Below are 19,192 nucleotides of genomic sequence, written 5' to 3'. Positions count from 1 at the left end.
ACGCATGACGCAGACGACCGCGAACGACCCGACCACGAAGCACACGGCTGTCCACACGACGGCCCAGACGGGCGCAGGTGACGGGGGCAGCCCCCGACCCGTCCTGCTCGTCGACGTCGTCGGCCTGACCCCCCGCGCGCTGGCCGACATGCCGCGGCTGCGCGCCGTCGCCTCCGCGGGCTGGCAGAGCGCGTTGACGCCCGTGCTCCCGGCCGTCACCTGCTCGGTGCAGTCGAGCATGCTCACGGGTCGGATGCCGGCGCAGCACGGTGCCGTCGGCAACGGCTGGTTCTTCCGCGAGCTCGGTGAGGTCTTCCTCTGGCGGCAGCACAACCGGCTCGTCGAGGGCGAGAAGGTGTGGCACGCGCTGCGCCGCGCCCACCCGACGGCGAAGGTCGCCAACGTCTGCTGGTGGTACGCGATGGGCATGGAGGTCGACTCGATCGTCACCCCGCGGCCGATCTACTTCGCCGACGGGAAGAAGGCGCCCGACTGCTACACCCGCCCGCCGGCGCTGCGCGACCGCCTCGTCGACGCCCTCGGGGAGTTCCCGCTCTTCCAGTACTGGGGCCCGACGGCATCCATCGCCAGCTCGCGCTGGATCATCGAGGCGACCCGGCTGCTCATGCCCGAGCACGACCTCACGCTCGCCTACGTGCCGCACCTCGACTACGACCTCCAGCGGTTCGGTCCCGACTCGCCGCAGGCGCGGGCCGCCGCCCGTGAGCTCGACGGCGCCCTCGCCCCCTTGCTCGACGACGCCCAGCGCCTCGGCGTCACGGTCGTCGTCGTCAGCGAGTACGGCATCACCGAGGTCGACCAGCCGGTCGACGTCAACCGGATGCTGCGCCGCCAGGGCCTGCTCGAGGTGTACACCCAGGCCGGCATGGAGTACCTCGACCCGTGGGCCTCGCGGGCGTTCGCCGTCGCGGACCACCAGGTCGCGCACGTCTACGTCCGCGACGAGGGCGACCTCGAGCACGTGCGCACGCTGCTGGAGAGCACGCCCGGGGTGGCCGAGGTGCTCGACCGGGAGGGCCAGGCTGCGGTGGGCCTCGACCACGCCAACGCCGGCGACCTCGTCGTCGTCGCCGACGAGCGGGCCTGGATCACCTACTACTACTGGCTCGACGACGCACGGGCCCCCGACTTCGCCCGCGGCGTCGAGATCCACCGCAAGCCCGGCTACGACCCGGCCGAGCTGTTCTTCGACCCCGAGGACCGTCTGGCCAAGCCGAAGGCGGCGATGTCACTGGTGCGCAAGAAGGTCGGGCTGCGGTACGCCATGAGCGTCGTCCCGCTCGACCCGGCGCCCGTGCGCGGCAGCCACGGCCGGATGCCGTCGGACGCGCAGGACGGGCCCGTCGTGCTCTGCTCCGACCCCGCTCTCGTCCGTGACGGTTTCGCCGCCACCGACGTGCACGACCTGCTGCTCGAGGCGGCCGGGATCGACACGCGCAGTGGCGGATCCGCTGCATCCGTCTCACGGAGCGAGCCGTCCGAGGTGGGTGAGCCCGCCAGCGTCTGAGAACCCCGCCGGAGGGGAACACCCTGACCGACCGGGGGCGCGGCCGTCCGGCCGTGCCGTCCTGCGGGTGCTCCCCTCCGACACCTCCGCACCAGAGACCGGCGCACCGCGCCACCCCCGAGAAGGAGAACGACGATGTCCCGACCCATCACCCTCTTCACCGGCCAGTGGGCCGACCTGCCCTTCGAGGAGGTGTGCCGCCTCGCCGGTGAGTGGGGCTACGACGGCCTCGAGATCGCCTGCTGGGGCGACCACTTCGAGGTCGACCGCGCCCTGAACGAGGACGGCTACGTCGAGTCGCGGCACGAGATCCTCGCCAGGCACGGACTCAAGGTGTGGGCGGTCTCCAACCACCTCGTCGGCCAGGCCGTGTGCGACGACCCGATCGACCAGCGGCACAAGGACATCCTCCCCGCCGACATCTGGGGTGACGGCGACCCGGAGGGCGTGCGCCAGCGCGCCGGGCAGCGGATGGCCGACACGGCCCGCGCCGCCGCGAAGCTCGGTGTGAAGACCGTCATCGGGTTCACGGGCTCGCCGGTGTGGAAGTACGTCGCGATGTTCCCGCCGGTGGGTGACGACGTCATCGAGGCCGGCTACCAGGAGTTCGCCGACCGCTGGAACCCGATCCTCGACGTCTACGACGAGGTCGGCGTCCGCTTCGCCCACGAGGTGCACCCGAGCGAGATCGCCTACGACTACTGGTCGACGGTGCGCACCCTCGAGGCCATCGGGCACCGCGAGGCCTTCGGCCTCAACTGGGACCCGAGCCACATGGTGTGGCAGGACCTCGACCCGGCCGGGTTCATCTGGGACTTCAAGGACCGCATCTACCACGTCGACTGCAAGGACGCCCGAAAGCGGATCGGCAACGGCCGCAACGGCCGTCTCGGCTCGCACCTGCCCTGGGGCGACCCGCGCCGCGGCTGGGACTTCGTCTCCACGGGCCACGGCGACGTGCCGTGGGAGGACTGCTTCCGCACCCTCAACGCCATCGGCTACGACGGCCCGATCAGCATCGAGTGGGAGGACGCCGGCATGGACCGCCTGCTCGGTGCGCCGAACGCCCTCGAGTTCGTCCGGTCGCTCAACTTCGACAAGCCGGACGCCGCGTTCGACTCGGCGTTCAGCAGCAGCAAGGACTGACGCAGCATCCACACACTTCCCGTCGGGTCGCGACCGCGACCCGACGGGCGAGGCCCCGAGCGACCGCCGCCCAGGGCACAGACAGAGGGAGACACTCATGACCACGACACATCGACGTGTCGGCACGAAGCAGCTGCTCGCTGCCGTGGTCGGCCTGGGAGCACTGGCCGTCGGCTTCGGGGGTGCGCCGGCGACGGCCGCCCCGGCCGCCGCGACCGGTGCCGTCGCGCCGACCGCCGCCACCGCGGACGACGACGAGCCCTACAAGGTGCTCATCGTCGGCAAGACCCTCGGGTTCCGCCACTCGCACATCGACGAGACGACGAACGCCGTCATCGCGATGGGCGAGGAGAGCGGGTTCACGGTGGACGTGTGGGACCCGCCGAACAGCTCGGGTGGCTGGTGGGGCCCGGGCTCGCCCGGTCAGCCGGGGCTGAGCCTCGAGACCACGCCGTTCAGCAGCACCGAGAACCTCAAGCAGTACGCGACGATCATCTTCGACTCGCCGGTCGACAACACGAACAGCCTCGACCCGAGCCTGCCCCGGCTGCTCGACAACCGTGAGCTGAACGCCTTCAAGGGCTACATCCAGAGCGGTGGCGGCTACGTCGGCCTGCACGCCGCGACCGACACGATGCACACCGTGCCGTGGTACTCCAAGCTGTCCGGTGGTGGGGCGCGCTTCGTCAACCACCCGGCGCAGCAGACGGCGACGATGCGGGTCGAGGACCCGACGCACCCGTCGACGATGCACCTCCCGATGGCCTGGGAGCGCTTCGACGAGTGGTACAACTTCTCGACCAACCCGCGCGGTTCGGTGCGCGTGCTGCTCACGCTCGACGAGTCGACGTACAGCGGCGGCACGATGGGCGAGGACCACCCGATCTCGTGGTGCCAGAACTTCATGGGTGGTCGCTCCTGGTACGAGGGCGCCGGTCACGTCGAGGCGTCGTACGAGGACCCGGCCTTCCTCGAGCACCTCAAGGGCGGCATCGAGTGGACCGCCGGCAAGGTCAGCGGCGGCGGAGACTGCGTCACCTTCTCCGAGGTGCGCAAGATCGTCGCCTCGGCCGGTGACGGCTCGACGACGAGCGAGTCGGCCAAGGCGCAGCTGCGCAAGACGCTCGCCAACGCCGAGAAGGCGGCCGACGCGGGCGACCGCAAGGCCGCCATCCAGGCCCTGCGCACGGCCCGGGCGCAGGCCACCGGCATCCCCGGGGCTCGCGTGCTCGTGAGCAAGGTCGCCGACCTCATCGAGTGGCAGACGGGTCTGCGCGACGCCGACGTCTGACCTGACGTGGCGCCGTCTGGCGCGTTCCACGATGCCCACCCGGCCCATCCGCCGGGTGGGCATCGTGCTGTCCGGAGCCTGCGGTCGCAGCCTCTGGCCCGCCCGGATGCCGTGGGGCACGATCGCCGTCATGGAGACCTTCGCCGTCGTGCCCTTCACCGACGCCCACGCCGACGGGGTGGCGGCGGTCTGCGCCGAGCTGGGATGGCCGACCTACTCCGACCCGGACGTGGCCCGGCTGGGCTGTGGGGCGCCCGGGGTGAGCACGAGCGTCGCGCTCGACTCCGACGGTGCGGTCGTCGGCTTCGCCCACCTGTTCGGCGACGGCATCGTGCAGGGCTTTCTCGCCCAGCTCGGCGTGCGGTCGGACTGGCGGTACCGCGGGGTGGCCACGGCACTCGTCGAGGCCGCGAGCAGGGACGCCGGGGTGCAGCGCGTCGACCTGCTGACCGATGACGCGCAGGGCTTCTACTCGTCTTTCGCCCACCGGGCCAAGGCCGGATACCGCATCTACCCCGGGCTCGACCCCGAGCTGTACCGCCGACTGTCGGACCGCTGACCGCTCACCCCACCCCGGCGTCAGCGGCGCGCCAGAATGTCGGGCGACGGTGTGGATCGGTGCCGACTGTGTGTCGATCCGCGTCCTGCCCGTTCGTGTAGTGGGTGAGCGGCCGCCGCGAGGGTGGCCCCGCACCGAGGAGATGACATGACCACGTACCTCATCAGCCTGTTCCAGCCCGAAGGTCCCACCCCCACGCCGGAGGAGCTCGACCTCACCCAGGTGATGGCCGACCTCGAGGTCGTCAACGACGACATCCGTGCCGCCGGCGGGTGGGTCTTCGCCGGCGGACTGGCCGACCCGGCATCCGCGACGACGGTCCGCGCCACCCGCGGCCCGGCGCACGCGGCCGACGCCGTGCTCACGGACGGCCCCTTCGCCGAGATCAAGGAGCACCTCGGCGGGGTGTCGATCGTGCAGTCGGACGACTACGACGTCGTGCTCGGGTGGGCCCGGCGCATCGCGGCCGCGACGGGCCTGCCGGTCGAGGTCCGCCCGTTCCAGGGCGAGGGTGACCCGGGCCAGGCCCCGAGCACGTCGTGACGTGACCGCAACGGGTGACGGGGACGGCGTGGCCGACGGCAGCGCCACGGTGGGCGCGTCGGGCGCGTCGGGCGCGTCGGGCGCGTCGGGCGCGTCGGGCGCGTCGGGCGACGAGATCGCCCGCGTCTTCCGCGACGAGCACGGCCGCGCGGTGTCGGTGCTCATCCGGTCGCTCGGCGACATCGACCTCGCGGAGGAGTCCGTGGCCGAGGCCTTCGCGGTGGCCGTCGAGCGGTGGCCGGTCGAGGGGATGCCGCCGAGCCCGGCCGGCTGGATCATCACGACCGCCCGCCGCCGGGCCATCGACCGGGTGCGCCGCGAGTCGAGCCGCGACCGGCGGCACGCCGAGTCGCTCGTGCTCACGGCGGCCGACGATCCGCCACCGGAGGAGGGACCCGTGCGCGACGAACGACTGCGGCTGATCTTCACCTGCTGCCACCCGGCGCTCGGGCGGCCGGCCCAGGTGGCCTTGACACTGCGCCTGCTCGGTGGGCTGACGACGTCTGAGATCGCCCGCGCCTTCCTCGTCCCCGAGGCGACGATGGCGCAGCGGATCGTCCGGGCCAAGAACAAGATCCGGGATGCCGGCATCCCCTACCGGGTGCCCCACGACAGCGAGCTGCCCGACCGGCTGTCAGCCGTGCTCGCCGTCGTCTACCTCGTCTTCACCGAGGGGCACCGGGCGACGTCGGGGGAGAACCTCGTGCGCACCGACCTCTGTGCCGAGGCGGTGCGGCTGGGCCGGGTGCTCGTCGAGCTCATGCCCGACGAGCCCGAGGCGGCCGGGCTGCTCGCGCTCCTGCTGCTCACCGACGCCCGCCGGGGCGCCCGCACGGGGCCCGGCGGCGAGCCAGTGCTGCTGGCCGAGCAGGACCGCACGCGGTGGGACTCAGGCCTCGTCGCGGAGGGCCACGCCATCGTGCGGTCCTGCCTGCGCCGGGGACGACCCGGCCCCTACCAGCTGCAGGCGGCGATCGCTGCGGTGCACACCGACGCCTCGACGGCGGCCGACACCGACTGGCGAGCGGTGCTGGCCCTCTACGACCGGCTGCTCACCCTGTCACCGACGGCGGTCGTCCGGCTCAACCGGGCGGTGGCTCTCGCCGAGGTCGACGGCCCCGCCGCGGGACTGCGGGAGGTCGACGCGGTGCTGGCCGACCACCCGGGCCTCGACCGGCATCCGGCCCCGCACGTGGCCCGAACGGCCCTGCTGGGGCGGATCGGGTGCCCAGCCGAGGCCGCCGCGGAGTTCGACCGGGCGGCGAGCCTGACCGAGAACGTCGCCGAGCGGGCGCACCTGCGACGGGAGGGGGACCGGGCCCGCCGGGGCGCGCGGGGCGCTGGGTAGGTTGCCCACATGACGACCGCCGCCGGCCACCCGGACACCACGACGGGGGCGCCTGTCGGTGCGCCCGTCGACCTCGCCGCCCCGTGGGGTGGGCGCAGCCGCTACGCCGACCTCGGCGGGCCGGTGCACTGGGTCGACTTCGGCGGTCCGACGGAGGCCCGCGACGGGGTTGAGGCTGCGGCGCCCCCGCTCGTGCTCGTGCACGGCCTCGGCGGCTCTCACCTCAACTGGGTCGGTGTCGCGCCCGCCCTGGCCCGCCACCGTCGGGTTGTGGCCCTCGACCTCGTCGGCTTCGGCCTGACCCCCCACGAGGGCCGGTCGAGCAACGTGCGCGACAACGCCGCCCTCGTCGCCCGCTTCGTGCGCGAGGTCGTCGGCGAACCGGCCGTGCTCATGGGCAACTCGATGGGCGGCATGATCTCGTTGCTCGTCGCCGACCGGTTCCCTGAGGTCGTCGAGGCGCTCGTGCTCGTCGACGCCTCCCTGCCCACTCCCGGCGTGCGACCGGACCGGCAGGTGCTGCTGGAGTTCGCCGTGTACGCGACGCCGTTCGTCGGTGAGCGCTACATGCAGCGCAACGCCGCCCGGTTCACCGACCGGCAGCGCGTGCTGCGCACCGTCGCCGTGTGCTTCGCCGACCCGTCGCGGGCCGACGCGGCCGTCGTCGACGCCGGGGTCGAGCTGGCCGCCTGGCGCCGCACCCTTCCCGGGGCCGAGCGCGCCTTCCTCGGCGCGGCGCGGTCGCTGCTGCGCATCCTCCGTTCCGGCAACCGCTACCCGGCCCTCATCACCCGGGTGCGCCAGCCGACCCTGCTGCTGCACGGCGAGCTCGACAAGCTCGTCCCGGTCGGCGCCGCCCGCGCGACGGCCGAGAGCAAGCCCGCCTGGGAGAGGGAGATCCTCGCCGGCGTCGGCCACACCCCGCAGCTCGAGGTGCCGGATGCCGTCGTGGCCCGGGTCGAGCCCTGGCTGGCCTCGCTGCCGGGCTGAGCCGCAGCCCGACCACCGTGGACGGGTCAGTCGTCGGCCGGCGGCACCCGGTCGGCCGGTGGGTTCGTGCTCGTGCGCTCGGCGAAGACGATGCGGTTGTGGAACGGGTCGGTCACCGTGACGGTGAGGGCCCAGCCGTCGTCGCTCAGCCCCGGCCGGGCGAAGCCGTACCGGGCGGCGAGCAGCCGCTCCTGCAGGGCTCGGGCGTCGTCGACCTCGACGATGACGGCGGCGCCCGGGCTGGCGTCGCCGTGGTGCTCGCTCAGGTGCAGCCGGATGCCGTCGCGCCGGACCTCGGCGTACAGCGGCAGGTCCGGCTCGAAGCGGTGTTCCCAGACGACCTCGAAGCCGAGGAAGTCGCGGTAGAACTCGTACGCCTTGGCGCGGTCGAAGATGCGCAGGATGGGGATCGCCGCGTTCGCGGCCGGTCGATCGGTGCTGCTCACGAGCTGGTCCTTCCGTCCGACGTCGACCGCACGATACGCCCGCGGCCTACGCTGGGGCCGAGGGCGGAGTCGACCGCCGGAACCGCGCTGCAGGAGGTGCCCGTCGTGGACGCATCGGACTGGGACGCCCGGTACGCCGCCACCGACCTCGTCTGGTCGGTGGAGCCCAACCGTTTCGTGGCGGAGATCTTCTCGGACCTGTCGCCCGGCGCCGTGCTCGACGTCGCTGCGGGTGAAGGCCGCAACGCGATCTGGTTGGCCGAGCAGGATTGGCACGTCATGGCATCCGACTACTCGGTGGTGGCCGTCGAGCGGATGCGGACGCTGGCGACGAAGCGACTGGGCGACGACTCCGGGCGACTGACCGCGGTGGTCTCGGACGCCACGCAGGCGGCACCGCGGCCGGCCGGACCGGGCGCCACGGGCGAGTACGACGCCGTGCTCTTCTGCTACCTGCAGCTGCCACTGCCCGAGCGGGCCGAGGCCTGGCGCCGCGGGGTCGAGGCGCTGCGACCGGGTGGGCGCCTCGTCGTCGTGGGCCACGCGGGCCGCAACCTCACCGAGGGGCACGGCGGTCCGAGCAGCAGGGACGTGCTGTACGACCCCGACGAGGTGATCGCCGAGGTGGCCGGGCTGCCGGTCGACGTCGTCGACGCCGGGGTGCGCGATCGACCGGTGCCCACCGCCGACGGTGAGCGGGTCGCCCTCGACATCGTCGTCGTGCTTCGCCGGCGCTGATGCCCCGGGCGCCGGTCGGCCTTTCGGTGCCCCCTATATGGCCTCTCGACGGGGGAGGTGGGAGCGGATGAAGGTGACGACGTCGGTGAGCACATCGTCCTGGTTTGTCTCGTTGAAGATCTCGTGGCGCGCGCCGGGGTAGCTGCGCTCGCTCGAGCGCTCGCCGCGGATGGCCGCCCACCCGGCGCGCGACTCCGCCATCGGCACGAGCCGGTCGTCCTCGCCGTGCAGGTCGAGCATCGGCACGTCGACGGGACCGGAGGCCGTGATCGCCTCGAGCAGGCGCTGCATGGCGACGATGGTCGGGCGCTTGAACGGCCCGTGCCAGACGAGGTCGTCGGCAACGTACGCCTCGCCGACCGCGGGGTCACGGCTCAGCGTCGACGGGTCGATCGGCACGTCGGGGATCTCGTCGGCGGCGAGCAGACCCTCCATCGCGCCCCACGAGCCGAGCACCGGCCCGGAGAGCACGACGCAGGCGAGCCCGTCGCCGTACCGCTGGGCGTACCGCGCCGCGATGAGCCCGCCCATGGAGTGCCCGACCACCGCGACGGGCAGCCCGGGGTTCTCGTCACGGGCCCGCTGCTCGAGGGTGTGGACGTCGTCGACGACCGACTCGAACTCGGTGACGAGCACCCGCTCGCCGTCGCTGCGGCCGTGGCCGACGTGGTCGGCGCCGTAGACGACGGCACCGTCGTCGACGAGCCGCCTCGCGACGTGCGGGTACCGGCCGACGTGCTCGCCGTAGCCGTGCACGACGAGCACGACGTGGTCGGCCGGGGCGTCACCCGACCAGCGCCGCCCCCGGATGACCCCGCCGTGCCCGTCGTACTCCAGCTCGCTCTCGTCCATGCCAGCCACCCTCGCGTGGACGCCGCCACGGTGCAAGGGCAGCCGCGCTCGTCGTCGGGCTCAGCGCCGCCCGTATCGTTTGTGCACGGCCTGCCGGGTGACGCCGAGCTGCTCGGCGATCTCGGACCAGGCCAGCCCCTGCAGCCTCGCCCGTCGAACGACCGTCGCCTCGGCCCGCTCCGCCGCCCTTCGCAGCTCGCGCGCCGCCACGAGCGCCGCCCGCGGGTCGTCGTCACCCGTCGCCTCCGCCAGCCGCACCATCGCCTGCACCTCCACGTGGCCTCCCCGGCCGTCTGGGTCGGCCCGCGTCAACCGCGGTTGACGTCAACCGTACGAGCGGTCACGGATGCCGTCAACCCGGGTTGACGGCATCCGTGGCCGTGGGTGCACGCCGGGGCACCGGGGGTTCCGTGCGTCCCGCGCAGGTCCCGTGGAGGTTCTGCGTCGCCCTGACGACGAGAGCCCTCCACGAGCCTCGGCCCGGCCCGACAATCCCAGCGACACGGGCCCGCCCGCCCGAGCAGACTGGGCGCATGCTCGCCCTGTCGCACACGACCGTCAACGCCCTCGACGCCCACGCGCAGTCGGTCTGGTGGGCCGACCTGCTCGGCTACCACGAGGACCCCGACGACCCGAACGAGCCGGGCCACGAGGAGTGCATGATCCACTCGCCCGACGGCAGCCACCGCATCCTGTTCATCGACGTGCCCGACGCCAAGCAGTCGCGCAACCGGGTTCACTTCGACCTTAGGCCCGTCGACCGGGGCCGCGACGCCGAGCACGAGCGGGTGCTGGGGCTGGGCGCGACCGACGTCGAGGACCGCCGGACCCCCGACGGCAAGGGCTGGTTCGTCATGGCCGACCCCGAGGGCAACGAGTTCTGCATCCTGCGCAGCGACGACGAACGGCGCGCGGCCGGCGACCTGTGACCCGCCGTCTGCGACGATGACGTCGTGACCGTCGCCCGATCGCTGCTGCTCTTCGTGCTCGCCGCGCTCGCCGAGATCGGGGGCGCCTGGCTCGTGTGGCAGGGGGTGCGCGAGCACCGCGGCTGGGTGTGGGTCGGCGCCGGGGTCGTCGCCCTCGGCCTCTACGGGTTCGTCGCCACGCTGCAGCCCGACGCGAACTTCGGCCGCATCCTCGCGGCGTACGGCGGTGTCTTCGTCGCCGGCTCGCTCGTGTGGGGCATGGTCGTCGACGGGTTCCGGCCCGACCGCTGGGACGTCGCCGGAGCGCTCGTCTGCCTCGTCGGGGTCGGCCTCGTCATGTACGCGCCCCGCTCGGGCTGAACCGCCCACGCTGGACAGCAGGCGCGGGCGGGCTCACAGGCGGAGGGCAGGGTCGTCCCAGCCGGGCGCCCTACCGTCGACGGTCAGAACGACCCGAGCGACACCGACCCCCGAGGAGGCCCCGTGCTCACATCCCGTGGATGGCGCGTCTCACCGGCCGCCGCGTTCGTCGCCGTGCTGCTCGCGGTCGCGGTCTTCCTCGCCACCCACCCGGCGTGGGACTCGGCCGAGGACCCCGCGCCCGTCGGCTACGCGGCGACGGGCGCGAAGCAGGCCCCGGCTCAGCCGAGGCTGGCGGTGTCGAACTCGTCGGCGAGGTCGACCCCGAAGTCGGCCGGCTCGTAGCGGGGGCGCAGCTCGAAGCCCGACGCGCCCGACGTGGTCGTGCGCGAGGCGAGCACCTGGTGCAGCTGGATCTCGTTGCGCTCGAAGGCGAGTCGTGACCCGGCGAGGTAGAGGCCCCACACCCGCGCGATGTCGAGCCCGGCGAGCTCGACGCAGTCGTCCCAGTTCTTCGACAGATTGGCGTTCCAGGCCCCGCACGTGCGCGCATAGTGCTCGCGCAGGTTCTCGTGGTGGCGCACCTCGAGGCCCTCGTCCTCCATGACCCGCACGATGTCGCCCGACCCCGTCAGCTCGCCGTCGGGGAAGACGTAGCGGTTGATGAAGCCGCGTGACGGCAGCCCGGCGTGCCGGTTGTCGGGGCGGGTGATGCAGTGGTTGAGCAGGCGACCCTCGTCGCGCAGCCGCTCGCGCAGGAAGCGGAAGTACGACGGGTAGTTCTTGACTCCGATGTGCTCGGTGAGCCCGATCGAGCTGATGGCGTCGAACCCGCGCTCGGTGACGTCGCGGTAGTCGGCGTGGCGCACCTCTGCGCGACCGGCCAGCCCCTCCGCCTCGATGCGCGCCTGAGCCCACGACGCCTGCTCGCGCGAGAGCGTCACCCCGAGCGCCGTGACGCCGTAGTGCCGCACGGCGTGGCGCACCATGCCACCCCACCCGCACCCGATGTCGAGCAGCCGCATCCCCGGCGCCAGCCCGAGCTTGCGGGCGACGAGGTCGTACTTGTACGCCTGGGCCTCCTCGAGGGATGCCGTGTCGCGCGGGTAGCACGCGCACGTGTACGTCATCGACGGACCGAGGACGCGCTCGTAGAAGGCGTTGCTCACGTCGTAGTGGTGGCTGATGGCGTCGGCGTCGCGGTGGCGCCCGTGGCGCAGCCCGTGGGCGAGACGGTGCACCGAGGTCGGCGTCTCGACCGCGGGCAGCTCGGGGACGTGCACGCCGGCGCGGCCGACGAACCGGGCCAGCAGGGCGGCATCCTTCACGTGGGGGCGCTTGGAGTGCAGCCCGTCACCGACCAGGCGCAGCACCTCGTAGGGGTCGCCCTCGTTCATCTCGTCGATGACGAGGTCACCCATGAGGTAGGCGCGGGCCATGCCGAGCGTGTCGGGGGCGGTGAGCAGGTAGTTGAGGCCACGCTCGCTCGTGAGGCGCAGCACGAGCCCGTCGGGGCGCCCGCCCGTCGAGCCGTCGAAGGCGACGACGCGGAAGGGCGCGTCGCTGCCGAAGAGCCGGTCGAAAGCCTGTCCCACCGTCAGAGTCATCGAGCCCGTACCGCCTTCTCGTAGAGCGAGGGGAAGCGCCCCCGCGGGTCGTGTCGTTGTTTCACCGGCTCGTAGGCCGCGCCGCCGTAGAGCGCGGCGAAGGTCTGCTCGTCGTAGTACGCGTCGGAGTAGAGGGACTTGTGACCGCCGAGCTCGGTCACCCTCGCCTCGATGCGGCGGTTGACGTCGCCCTCGCGCGCGCCGGGCTCCACCGCCACGGTCGACCAGAAGCCGACGTTGACGTACCGCTCGCCGGGGCGCATCGGGTAGAGCGGCCACGGCGCCTCGGTCGTCCCGTCGGTCGCGTCGGTGGTTTCGTCAGCCGCGGCGGCCGCGTCGTCCGCGTCGTCCGCGTCGTACGCGTCGTCACGGGGGCGCAGCTGCACCGGGCACAGCCACACCGGCTCGATCGGCACCTCGCGCAGGAACCACTCGACGAACTCGGCCGTGCGGTGCAGCGGGATCTCGACGTCCTGGATGACCCGCTCGCGCGGCGGCAACCCGCGGCGGCGCTCGAGGCCGGCCATGACCCCGTGCCGCTGCTCGAAGGCGACGATGCGCCAGTAGACGTCGCTGCGCAGCAGCCGCTTCGGCCAGAGCCGGCGCACGAGCGGGTGCTGCGCCCCGAAGGCGCGGCTGCACCAGAACCAGTCGGTGTCCCAGCGCCAGAGGTAGTCGTGCGCGGTGAGGACGTCGGTGCGGCGGTGCTGCAGGGACCGGTAGAAGACGTCCTGACCGGTGTAGTCGCTCGGGCCGGGGAGGCCGCCGAGGTCGTCGGTCCAGCGGCCGAGGGTGAGGTACGCCTCCGTGGCCGAGAAGACGACGCCGTCGACGAAGTCGACCCGCTCCTGCTCCCAGACGTGCTCGCCCATGACGGTGTCGACGGCCTCGACGAGGTGCTCGAGCGAGGCGAAGCGGACGTGGCGCAGGGCGACGTACGGCTCGGCGCGCTCGAGCTCGATGACGAGGTCGAGCGCGTAGCCGAGCGAGCCGTACGAATTGGGGAAGGTGCGGAAGAGGCGGGCGTGCTCGTTGTCGGGTCGCGGCGTGACGACCTCGCCGGTGCCGGTGAGGATGCGCATCTCGAGCACCGACTCGTGCGGCAGCCCGTTGCGGAACGACGCCGCCTCGATGCCGAGCCCGGTCACGGCACCGCCGATGGTGATGGTCCGCAGCTGCGGCACGACGAGGGGCACGAAGCCGTGCGGCAGGAGGAGGTCGACGAGCTCCTCGTAGGTCGTCATCCCCCCGACCCGCGCCGTGGGTGGGCGCTCGCCGTCACCGGGGTCGAGGGCGAGCAGCCCGTGGAAGGCCGACACGTCCAGGCCCGCGGTCGGCCCTGCCGACCGGGCCCGGAACAGGTTCGAGGTGCGCTTGGCCAGCCGCACCGGGCGGTCGGTCGGCAGGGCCCGGAAGGCCCGCTCCACCTCGGCCAGCGCCCGGGCGTGGGACCGCTCGGCCGCGGTCTCGACCGTGCGCACGGGAGCGGACGCACCGGCATCCGTCACCGTCGTCGAGGCGGTGAGGGGGGCACTGGTGGCCGGTCGCACTGGCACCACGACGTTCTATCGCATCCGCCTGACAGCCCGCACCCGGAGTCCCGGAAGCGGCGGTCCGTGGTCCGCCGTCACTCCCGGGCGAGCAGCAGGGCGCCGAGGCCGACCATCATGACGCCGCCACTGGCCCCGAGCGTGTCGAGGCGCTTCGGCTCGCGGGCGAACCACGTGCGCGCGCGGGCGGCCAGCAGGGCCCAGACGCTGTCAGAGCAGACGGCCATGACCCCGAAGGCGAGGCCGAGCAGCGCCATCTGCGCCCCGACGTGACCCGCCGCCGTGTTCGTGAACTGGGGGAGGAAGGCGACGAAGAAGAGGATCGTCTTGGGGTTGGTGACGCCGACGACGAACCCGATGCGCAGCGCGCGACCGCGGCGGGCGGCGACCTGCCGTTCGAGCGCCTCGCGCGCCTCGGCGCGCCTGCGCACCGCCTGTACCCCGAGCCAGATGACGTAGGCGGCCCCGACGACCTTGACGACGGTGTACGCCGTGGCGCTCGCCGCCACGACGGCGCCGAGCCCGACGGCCACGAGCAGCACCTGGGTCGTCACACCGATGCCGTTGCCGACAACCGAGAGCAGTGCCTCGCGTCGCCCGACGGTGAGGGCGCGCCCGATGGTGAAGAGCAGGCTGGGGCCGGGCACCTGGATGAAGAGGATGGAGGCCACGACGAAGGCGAGCCACTGGCTGGAGGACGGCATGGGCACAGCATCCTCGGCCGGGCTCACCGGCGACAGTGGTTTCCACCTGACGGGCAGGGGCCGTCGTGACGTGCATCTCGGATGCCGTGGGGCTCGTCGCGGTCTAGCCTGCCGTGGGTGACCAGTGACGACGAGAGCCCGGACGTACCGAGGACCGACCCACCGCTGGACGCCGACGAGGCCACGAGTCTCGTCGCGTTCCTCGACTACCACCGGGCGACGTTGCGACAGAAGGCGTCCGGGCTGACGGCCGAGCAGCTGGCCCGGACCCTGCCGTCGTCGAGCCTCACCCTGGGCGGGCTGCTCAAGCACACGGCGCTCAACGAGGACAGCTGGTTCGGCGAGGTGCTGCACGGCGACGCGCACCGCCAGCCGTGGGCCTCCGTCGACTGGGACGCCGACCCCGACTGGGAGTTCCGGACGGCGGCCGACGACAGCCCCGAGCAGCTGTTCGCCCTGCACGACGCGGCGGTGTCCCGGGCCCGGGCCGACATCGAGCGCGCCCTCGCGGACGGCGGGCTCGAGCACCGGTCGGCGACGCTCTCGCGCAAGGAGAACCAGACCTTCACGTTGCGCTGGATCCTGCTGCACATGATCGAGGAGTACGCCCGCCACAACGGCCACGCCGACCTGCTGCGCGAGGCGGTCGACGGTACGACCGGCGAGTGACCGGCGGTCACCTGCCGCCCACCCGGCATCCGGTGTCGTGCTGACGGCAGCGGACACCGACTGATCTTCGGGTCGACGGGGTCATGTCGCACGTCATGTCGCGAACGGTGGGGTCAGGACCCCATGGTCCGCGACATGACGCGCGACATGACCCGCGACCGGTCAGCGACCGGTCAGCGCAGCTTGGCCAGGCGCCCCTCGAGCGCGCCCTGCCGGTGTGCGTTGCCGGTGAGGCCGACGTAACGCTCGCCGTAGGCGGCGAGGAGGGTGTCGTCGAGCCGGCGCACCGCACCGGGCGGGTACTTGTAGCCCATGTGCGCGCTGACCGACGCCTCGTCGACGTCGTCGAGGGCGCGGGCCAGCTCGCCGAGCGAGGTGATGCCGAGCTCGAGCAGCAGCCCCGAGACCCAGGCGTAGTGGTCGGTGCGCGACCACCCGGCATCCGAGTACCTCCCGGCGAGGAAGGCGGCGAGGTCGGTCGCGGCGATGCGGGGGTCTTCGTCGGGCGCCGGGCGCGGCTCGGGGGCGACCTCCTGCAGCCGGTCTCGGATGGCCGAGAACTCGCGGTCGGCCAGCTCGAGCAGCCCTGCGGCGAGGGTGAACCGGCGGTCGAGGTCGGGTGCGTGCTCGGCGGGCACGGAGCCCTTGTAGCGGATGTCGTGCTCGAACTCGGCCCAGGCGTGCTGCAGCACGGTGCGCACCTGGACCGACGCGCTGCGCCGGCGCAGGCTCTCGAGGCTGGGCGGCACCGTGCGGCTGGCGTCGACCGAGACGAGCAGGTGGCGGCTCGCGTAGCCCCAGCGGCCCTCGTTCGCCGTCTCCTGGCCGAGGTCGCGGTCGTCGAGCACGGCGAGCTCGTCGCCGAGCAGGTCGGCGACCGCCGAGACGTCGCCGTGGACGTAGGTGATGACCCGCAGCCCGATCTGGTCGGTGATGTCGGTGAGGGGGTCGGGGTGCAGCAGCCGACCGTCGTGGATGCGGGCGGCCTTGCCGGCGAACGACTCCACCGACTTCGTGCGCCCGGTGACGCTGAGGTAGTTGATGCCCGCCTCGTCGAGCAGCCCCGTCACGAGCTCGAGGAAGCGTCCGGTGGCGGCGTCGGTCTCGGCCCACCGCTCGGCGTAGGTGGCGACGGCGTCGCGCACGACGTCGTCGTCGCGCCGCGACCGGCGCGGCGACTCGGGCGGCGACTGGTGCTGCCGGCCGCGGGGTGCTTCGGAAGGGGACACGAATCCATCCTGCCCGAGGGGCGGGGCTGTCATCATCGCGACATGAGGTTCACGGGCGAGCTGCTGGCGACGGGTGGGACGACGACCGGCTTCGAGGTGCCGGACCCGGTCGTCGAGGCGCTGGGCGGGGGTGGGCGGCCCAAGGTCGCCGTGACCGTCGACGGGTACAGGTTCCGGACCTCGATCGCCCGCATGGGCGGGCGCTACCTGCTCGGGGTGAGCGGCCAGCGGCGGGCCGAGAGCGGGATGACCGCCGGGTCGACGTACGAGGTCGACCTCGAGCTCGACGCGGCACCGCGCGAGGTTCAGCTGCCGGCCGAGCTCGACGAGGCCCTCGTCGCCGACGCGGACGCCCGCACGTACTTCGAGTCGCTCAGCCACAGCCGCCGGTCACGGCTGGCCCTGTCGGTCGACGGTGCGAAGGCCGAGGCCACCCGCCGGCGGCGCGTCGACGCCGTCATGACCGCGCTTCGGGAGCGCTCGGTCCCCTGACGCGCGACCGGGGGACGGCCGTGCCTCCGCCGGGCGACTTCATCGGGCCGACGGTGGTGCGCTCGCCCGCCGTCGGCTTCGGCGTCGCCGCGTCGCCCGTCGACGTGCCGCCTCAGATGCCGGCGCGTGCGCTCGAGGTGGTGCTGGTGGAGCCGAGGATGCCGTTCGGCCCGGTGGTGCTCGTGCCGCCGGGCAGGCCGGTGGCGCCGGGCGTCGTGGTCGCCCCGGGCGTGCCCGGGGTGGCCCCGCCCGGGGCACCCGGCACGGGCAGGGTCAGCGTCGTGCCGAGCGCCGGGGAGACGAGCGAGAGCAGGGTGCCCGTCTCCTGCCGCAGCAGGGCATAGCGGTTGGTGGCCTGCGGCGAGCCCGAGGCTGCCTCGCGCGCCGCGGCGGCGGTGAAGAGCTGCAACGAGTAGAGGCGGGCGTAGTAGCTCGGCCCGTCGACGCCGTCGGGCGAGCCGGTCGCGATGAGGGCGGTGAAGCGGTCGGCCAGGGCCTGCAGCTGGGCGCTCGCCTGCGGACCGGTGATCGGGGCCCGGTCGATGGCGGCCACGGCGGCGATGACGGCCTGGTAGTCGGCGAGCGCCCTGGTGCGCTCGAAGGGCGCCGTCGTCACGGGCAGCTGGGCGCCGCCGCCGGGGACGGTGGGCGTTCCGGGTGCGCCCGGCGTCGTGACCCCGCCGGTGGCCGACGGCGTGCCGGTGCCCGGCAGCCCGGTCGACGTCGAGGGCTGGCCCGTCGCGCCGGTCGTCCCGGTGGTTTCGGCCGTGCCGCTCGTTCCGGCCGTCGTCGGCACCGATGTCGAGCCGGATGCCGTCGTGGCGCCCGTGCCGGTGACCTGCGCTCCCGTCGTGCCCGAGTCCTGCCCGGTCGAGCCCGTCGAGCACGCGGACAGCGTCAGCACGACGGCCAGGGCGAGCCCGCCCGCCGTCTTCACCGTCCCTGTCGTCGTCCCTGTCGTCGTCCCCGTCGTCGACCGACCGCGTGTGAGACCCCTGCGCACGTGCACCTCCGAGACGACGGTCGAGGCCCCTGTCGCCCCGGCCCGCCCATTGTCACCCGCGGCGGGCGTCAGAGCAGCGAGCTCGGGTCGTCGGGCACGTCGGCGGCGTAGGCCTGGAGCAGCTGCAGCGGCACGGTGTCGAGCGCCCGCTCGTGCGTCGCGGCGAGCACGACCGGAGCCGCGGCGCCGTCCTGCTGGGCCTGCAGCCACCGGGCCGCCACCACGCACCACCGGTCGCCGGCGACGAGACCGGGGAAGCGCCACTCGGGCCGCGGCGTGGCGAGGTCGTTGCCGACCCGCTTCTGGTGCTCGAGGAACTCCGTCGTCACGACCGTGCAGACGGTGTGGCTGCCACGGTCCTCCGGGCCGCTCGTGCAGCAGCCGTCACGGTAGAACCCGGTGAGGGGGTCGGTGCCGCACGGCTCGAGCGGCCCTCCGAGGACGTTGCGTTCACCCCGCACCATGCGCCCACGGTAGCGAGTCGGGTGGCCACCCACCGTGGCGCGTCACGGAGGACGTCGACGCGCCGGCCGCAGCGGCCCGGCATCCGGCCGCGCACCGTCGAAAACCCGTGGCCGGCGACCGCCGGCCACGCCATGATCGAGCCGTGACACGGCCAGGGGAGCACCACACGGGGCAGACGTACCTGACGACCGACCGCCTCGTGCTGCGGCGCTTCACGGCCGACGACGCCGACCTGCTCGTCGGTCTCGACGCCGACCCCGCGGTGACCCGGTTCATCACCGGGGGCCGGCCCACCCCCGCCGAGGTGGTGCGCGAGCGCCAGCTGCCCGGAATCCTCGCCGCCTACGAGCGCTGGGACGGTCGCTTCGGTGTCTTCGCGGCGCACGAGCGCGACTCGGGCTCGTTCGTGGGCTGGTTCGTGCTGCGGCCGGAGCCGTCGGGCCCGACGTCGGAGGCCGAGCTCGGCTACCGCCTGCGCCGGTCGGCGTGGGGTGCGGGCTACGCGACCGAGGGGTCGGCGGCGCTGCTGCACCAGGCGTTCACCGAGCTCGACGTCCGGCTCGTCTGGGCCGAGACGATGGCGCTGAACCTGCGCTCCCAGCGGGTGCTGGAGAAGCTCGGCCTGTCCGTCACTGAGCGGCTCGAGACCCCCGACGACATGCTCGACGTCGAGGGCGCCGAGCAGGGCGGGCTGCGCTACGAGGTCACCGCCGACGGGTGGGCGGCGCGGTCGTTAGGCTGAG

General features: G+C 73.4%; 23 protein-coding genes. 14 read left to right on the top strand and 9 right to left on the bottom strand.

Features of this window, described 5'->3' with window-relative positions; all coding sequences use genetic code 11:
* Positions 1-4 precede the first annotated feature (4 nt).
* The 7 genes from DFJ68_RS13985 to DFJ68_RS13955 all read left to right on the top strand — a co-directional run bounded on the left by DFJ68_RS13985 (position 5) and on the right by DFJ68_RS13955 (position 7,405).
* Entirely contained in the window at positions 5-1,528 is a 1,524-nt protein-coding gene (locus DFJ68_RS13985) for an alkaline phosphatase family protein (protein ID WP_121034145.1), read from the top strand.
* A 135-nt stretch (positions 1,529-1,663) separates the two neighbouring features.
* Positions 1,664-2,674: a sugar phosphate isomerase/epimerase family protein gene (locus DFJ68_RS13980; protein ID WP_121034143.1), complete on the top strand. Its 1,011-nt coding sequence runs from the start codon at positions 1,664-1,666 to the stop codon at positions 2,672-2,674.
* 97 nt (positions 2,675-2,771) lie between these two features.
* On the top strand, positions 2,772-3,965 hold the full coding sequence (locus DFJ68_RS13975) for a ThuA domain-containing protein (protein ID WP_121034141.1): 1,194 nt from the start codon (positions 2,772-2,774) through the stop codon (positions 3,963-3,965).
* Between the two features lie 31 nt (positions 3,966-3,996).
* On the top strand, positions 3,997-4,524 hold the full coding sequence (locus DFJ68_RS13970) for a GNAT family N-acetyltransferase (protein ID WP_121034139.1): 528 nt from the start codon (positions 3,997-3,999) through the stop codon (positions 4,522-4,524).
* Between the two features lie 147 nt (positions 4,525-4,671).
* The gene (locus tag DFJ68_RS13965; protein WP_121034137.1) at positions 4,672-5,067 is read left to right on the top strand and encodes a YciI family protein; all 396 of its coding nucleotides are present in this window, start codon (positions 4,672-4,674) and stop codon (positions 5,065-5,067) included.
* A 115-nt stretch (positions 5,068-5,182) separates the two neighbouring features.
* Positions 5,183-6,415 carry an RNA polymerase sigma factor gene (locus tag DFJ68_RS13960; RefSeq protein WP_245963806.1) on the top strand — a complete coding sequence of 411 codons (1,233 nt, stop codon included), beginning with the start codon at positions 5,183-5,185 and terminating at the stop codon, positions 6,413-6,415.
* Between the two features lie 9 nt (positions 6,416-6,424).
* The gene (locus tag DFJ68_RS13955) at positions 6,425-7,405 is read left to right on the top strand and encodes an alpha/beta fold hydrolase (protein WP_121034135.1); all 981 of its coding nucleotides are present in this window, start codon (positions 6,425-6,427) and stop codon (positions 7,403-7,405) included.
* A gap of 26 nt (positions 7,406-7,431) precedes the next feature.
* Here the strand turns inward: DFJ68_RS13955 and DFJ68_RS13950 are convergent, their stop codons facing one another.
* Positions 7,432-7,851, bottom strand: a complete 420-nt coding sequence (locus DFJ68_RS13950; protein ID WP_121034133.1) for a glyoxalase superfamily protein — start codon at positions 7,849-7,851, stop codon at positions 7,432-7,434.
* 105 nt (positions 7,852-7,956) lie between these two features.
* On the opposite strand from DFJ68_RS13950, the gene DFJ68_RS13945 reads away from it, so the two are divergent.
* On the top strand, positions 7,957-8,589 hold the full coding sequence (locus DFJ68_RS13945) for a class I SAM-dependent methyltransferase (protein ID WP_121035389.1): 633 nt from the start codon (positions 7,957-7,959) through the stop codon (positions 8,587-8,589).
* A 33-nt stretch (positions 8,590-8,622) separates the two neighbouring features.
* On the opposite strand, the gene DFJ68_RS13940 is transcribed toward DFJ68_RS13945, so the two are convergent.
* Positions 8,623-9,441 (bottom strand): alpha/beta hydrolase, encoded by an 819-nt coding sequence (locus DFJ68_RS13940; RefSeq protein WP_121034130.1) that lies wholly within the window; start codon positions 9,439-9,441, stop codon positions 8,623-8,625.
* A 60-nt stretch (positions 9,442-9,501) separates the two neighbouring features.
* On the bottom strand, positions 9,502-9,753 hold the full coding sequence (locus DFJ68_RS13935; RefSeq protein ID WP_276330706.1) for an ECF-type sigma factor: 252 nt from the start codon (positions 9,751-9,753) through the stop codon (positions 9,502-9,504).
* Positions 9,754-9,974: 221 nt separating this feature from the next.
* On the opposite strand from DFJ68_RS13935, the gene DFJ68_RS18340 reads away from it, so the two are divergent.
* The 3 genes from DFJ68_RS18340 (at position 9,975) to DFJ68_RS13920 (ending at position 11,075) form a co-directional block, all read left to right on the top strand.
* Positions 9,975-10,370, top strand: a complete 396-nt coding sequence (locus tag DFJ68_RS18340; protein ID WP_170165778.1) for a VOC family protein — start codon at positions 9,975-9,977, stop codon at positions 10,368-10,370.
* A 24-nt stretch (positions 10,371-10,394) separates the two neighbouring features.
* Entirely contained in the window at positions 10,395-10,730 is a 336-nt protein-coding gene (locus DFJ68_RS13925) for a YnfA family protein (RefSeq protein WP_121034126.1), read from the top strand.
* Positions 10,731-10,853: 123 nt separating this feature from the next.
* On the top strand, positions 10,854-11,075 hold the full coding sequence (locus DFJ68_RS13920; RefSeq protein ID WP_121034124.1) for a hypothetical protein: 222 nt from the start codon (positions 10,854-10,856) through the stop codon (positions 11,073-11,075).
* Here the strand turns inward: DFJ68_RS13920 and DFJ68_RS13915 are convergent.
* From DFJ68_RS13915 to DFJ68_RS13905, 3 genes are all read right to left on the bottom strand, one after another.
* Complete coding sequence (locus DFJ68_RS13915; protein WP_121034122.1) at positions 11,012-12,337, bottom strand: SAM-dependent methyltransferase; 1,326 nt, start codon at positions 12,335-12,337, stop codon at positions 11,012-11,014. The two genes, DFJ68_RS13920 and DFJ68_RS13915, sit on opposite strands and share 64 nt — an antisense overlap.
* Positions 12,334-13,893, bottom strand: coding sequence for an FAD-binding oxidoreductase (locus DFJ68_RS13910; protein ID WP_245963657.1), 1,560 nt, complete (start codon positions 13,891-13,893; stop codon positions 12,334-12,336). Before DFJ68_RS13910 ends, DFJ68_RS13915 begins: the two co-directional genes overlap by 4 nt.
* Before the next feature lie 71 nt (positions 13,894-13,964).
* Positions 13,965-14,591, bottom strand: a complete 627-nt coding sequence (locus tag DFJ68_RS13905; RefSeq protein WP_121034120.1) for a LysE family translocator — start codon at positions 14,589-14,591, stop codon at positions 13,965-13,967.
* A 117-nt stretch (positions 14,592-14,708) separates the two neighbouring features.
* On the opposite strand from DFJ68_RS13905, the gene DFJ68_RS13900 reads away from it, so the two are divergent.
* Entirely contained in the window at positions 14,709-15,260 is a 552-nt protein-coding gene (locus DFJ68_RS13900) for a DinB family protein (RefSeq protein ID WP_245963656.1), read from the top strand.
* 173 nt (positions 15,261-15,433) lie between these two features.
* Here DFJ68_RS13900 and DFJ68_RS13895 read toward each other — a convergent pair whose 3' ends face one another.
* Positions 15,434-16,489: a GTP pyrophosphokinase gene (locus DFJ68_RS13895; protein WP_276330705.1), complete on the bottom strand. Its 1,056-nt coding sequence runs from the start codon at positions 16,487-16,489 to the stop codon at positions 15,434-15,436.
* 42 nt (positions 16,490-16,531) lie between these two features.
* On the opposite strand from DFJ68_RS13895, the gene DFJ68_RS13890 reads away from it, so the two are divergent.
* Entirely contained in the window at positions 16,532-16,981 is a 450-nt protein-coding gene (locus DFJ68_RS13890) for a YdeI/OmpD-associated family protein (RefSeq protein WP_121034114.1), read from the top strand.
* A 112-nt stretch (positions 16,982-17,093) separates the two neighbouring features.
* Here DFJ68_RS13890 and DFJ68_RS13885 read toward each other — a convergent pair whose 3' ends face one another.
* Together DFJ68_RS13885 and DFJ68_RS13880 are read right to left on the bottom strand one after the other, a co-directional pair.
* Positions 17,094-17,918, bottom strand: coding sequence for a hypothetical protein (locus DFJ68_RS13885; RefSeq protein WP_121034112.1), 825 nt, complete (start codon positions 17,916-17,918; stop codon positions 17,094-17,096).
* A 134-nt stretch (positions 17,919-18,052) separates the two neighbouring features.
* A complete protein-coding gene (locus DFJ68_RS13880; protein ID WP_121034110.1) occupies positions 18,053-18,448 on the bottom strand; it encodes a DUF2237 family protein in 396 nt (131 codons plus the stop codon).
* Between the two features lie 143 nt (positions 18,449-18,591).
* Between DFJ68_RS13880 and DFJ68_RS13875 the strand changes: the two genes are divergently transcribed.
* A complete protein-coding gene (locus DFJ68_RS13875) occupies positions 18,592-19,191 on the top strand; it encodes a GNAT family N-acetyltransferase (protein WP_121034108.1) in 600 nt (199 codons plus the stop codon).
* Position 19,192 lies beyond the last annotated feature (1 nt).

Origin of the sequence: Terracoccus luteus (genome assembly GCF_003635045.1) — a bacterium.
Classification (GTDB): Bacteria; Actinomycetota; Actinomycetes; order Actinomycetales; family Dermatophilaceae; genus Terracoccus; species Terracoccus luteus.
This window is presented reverse-complemented; position numbering and strand designations above follow the sequence as displayed.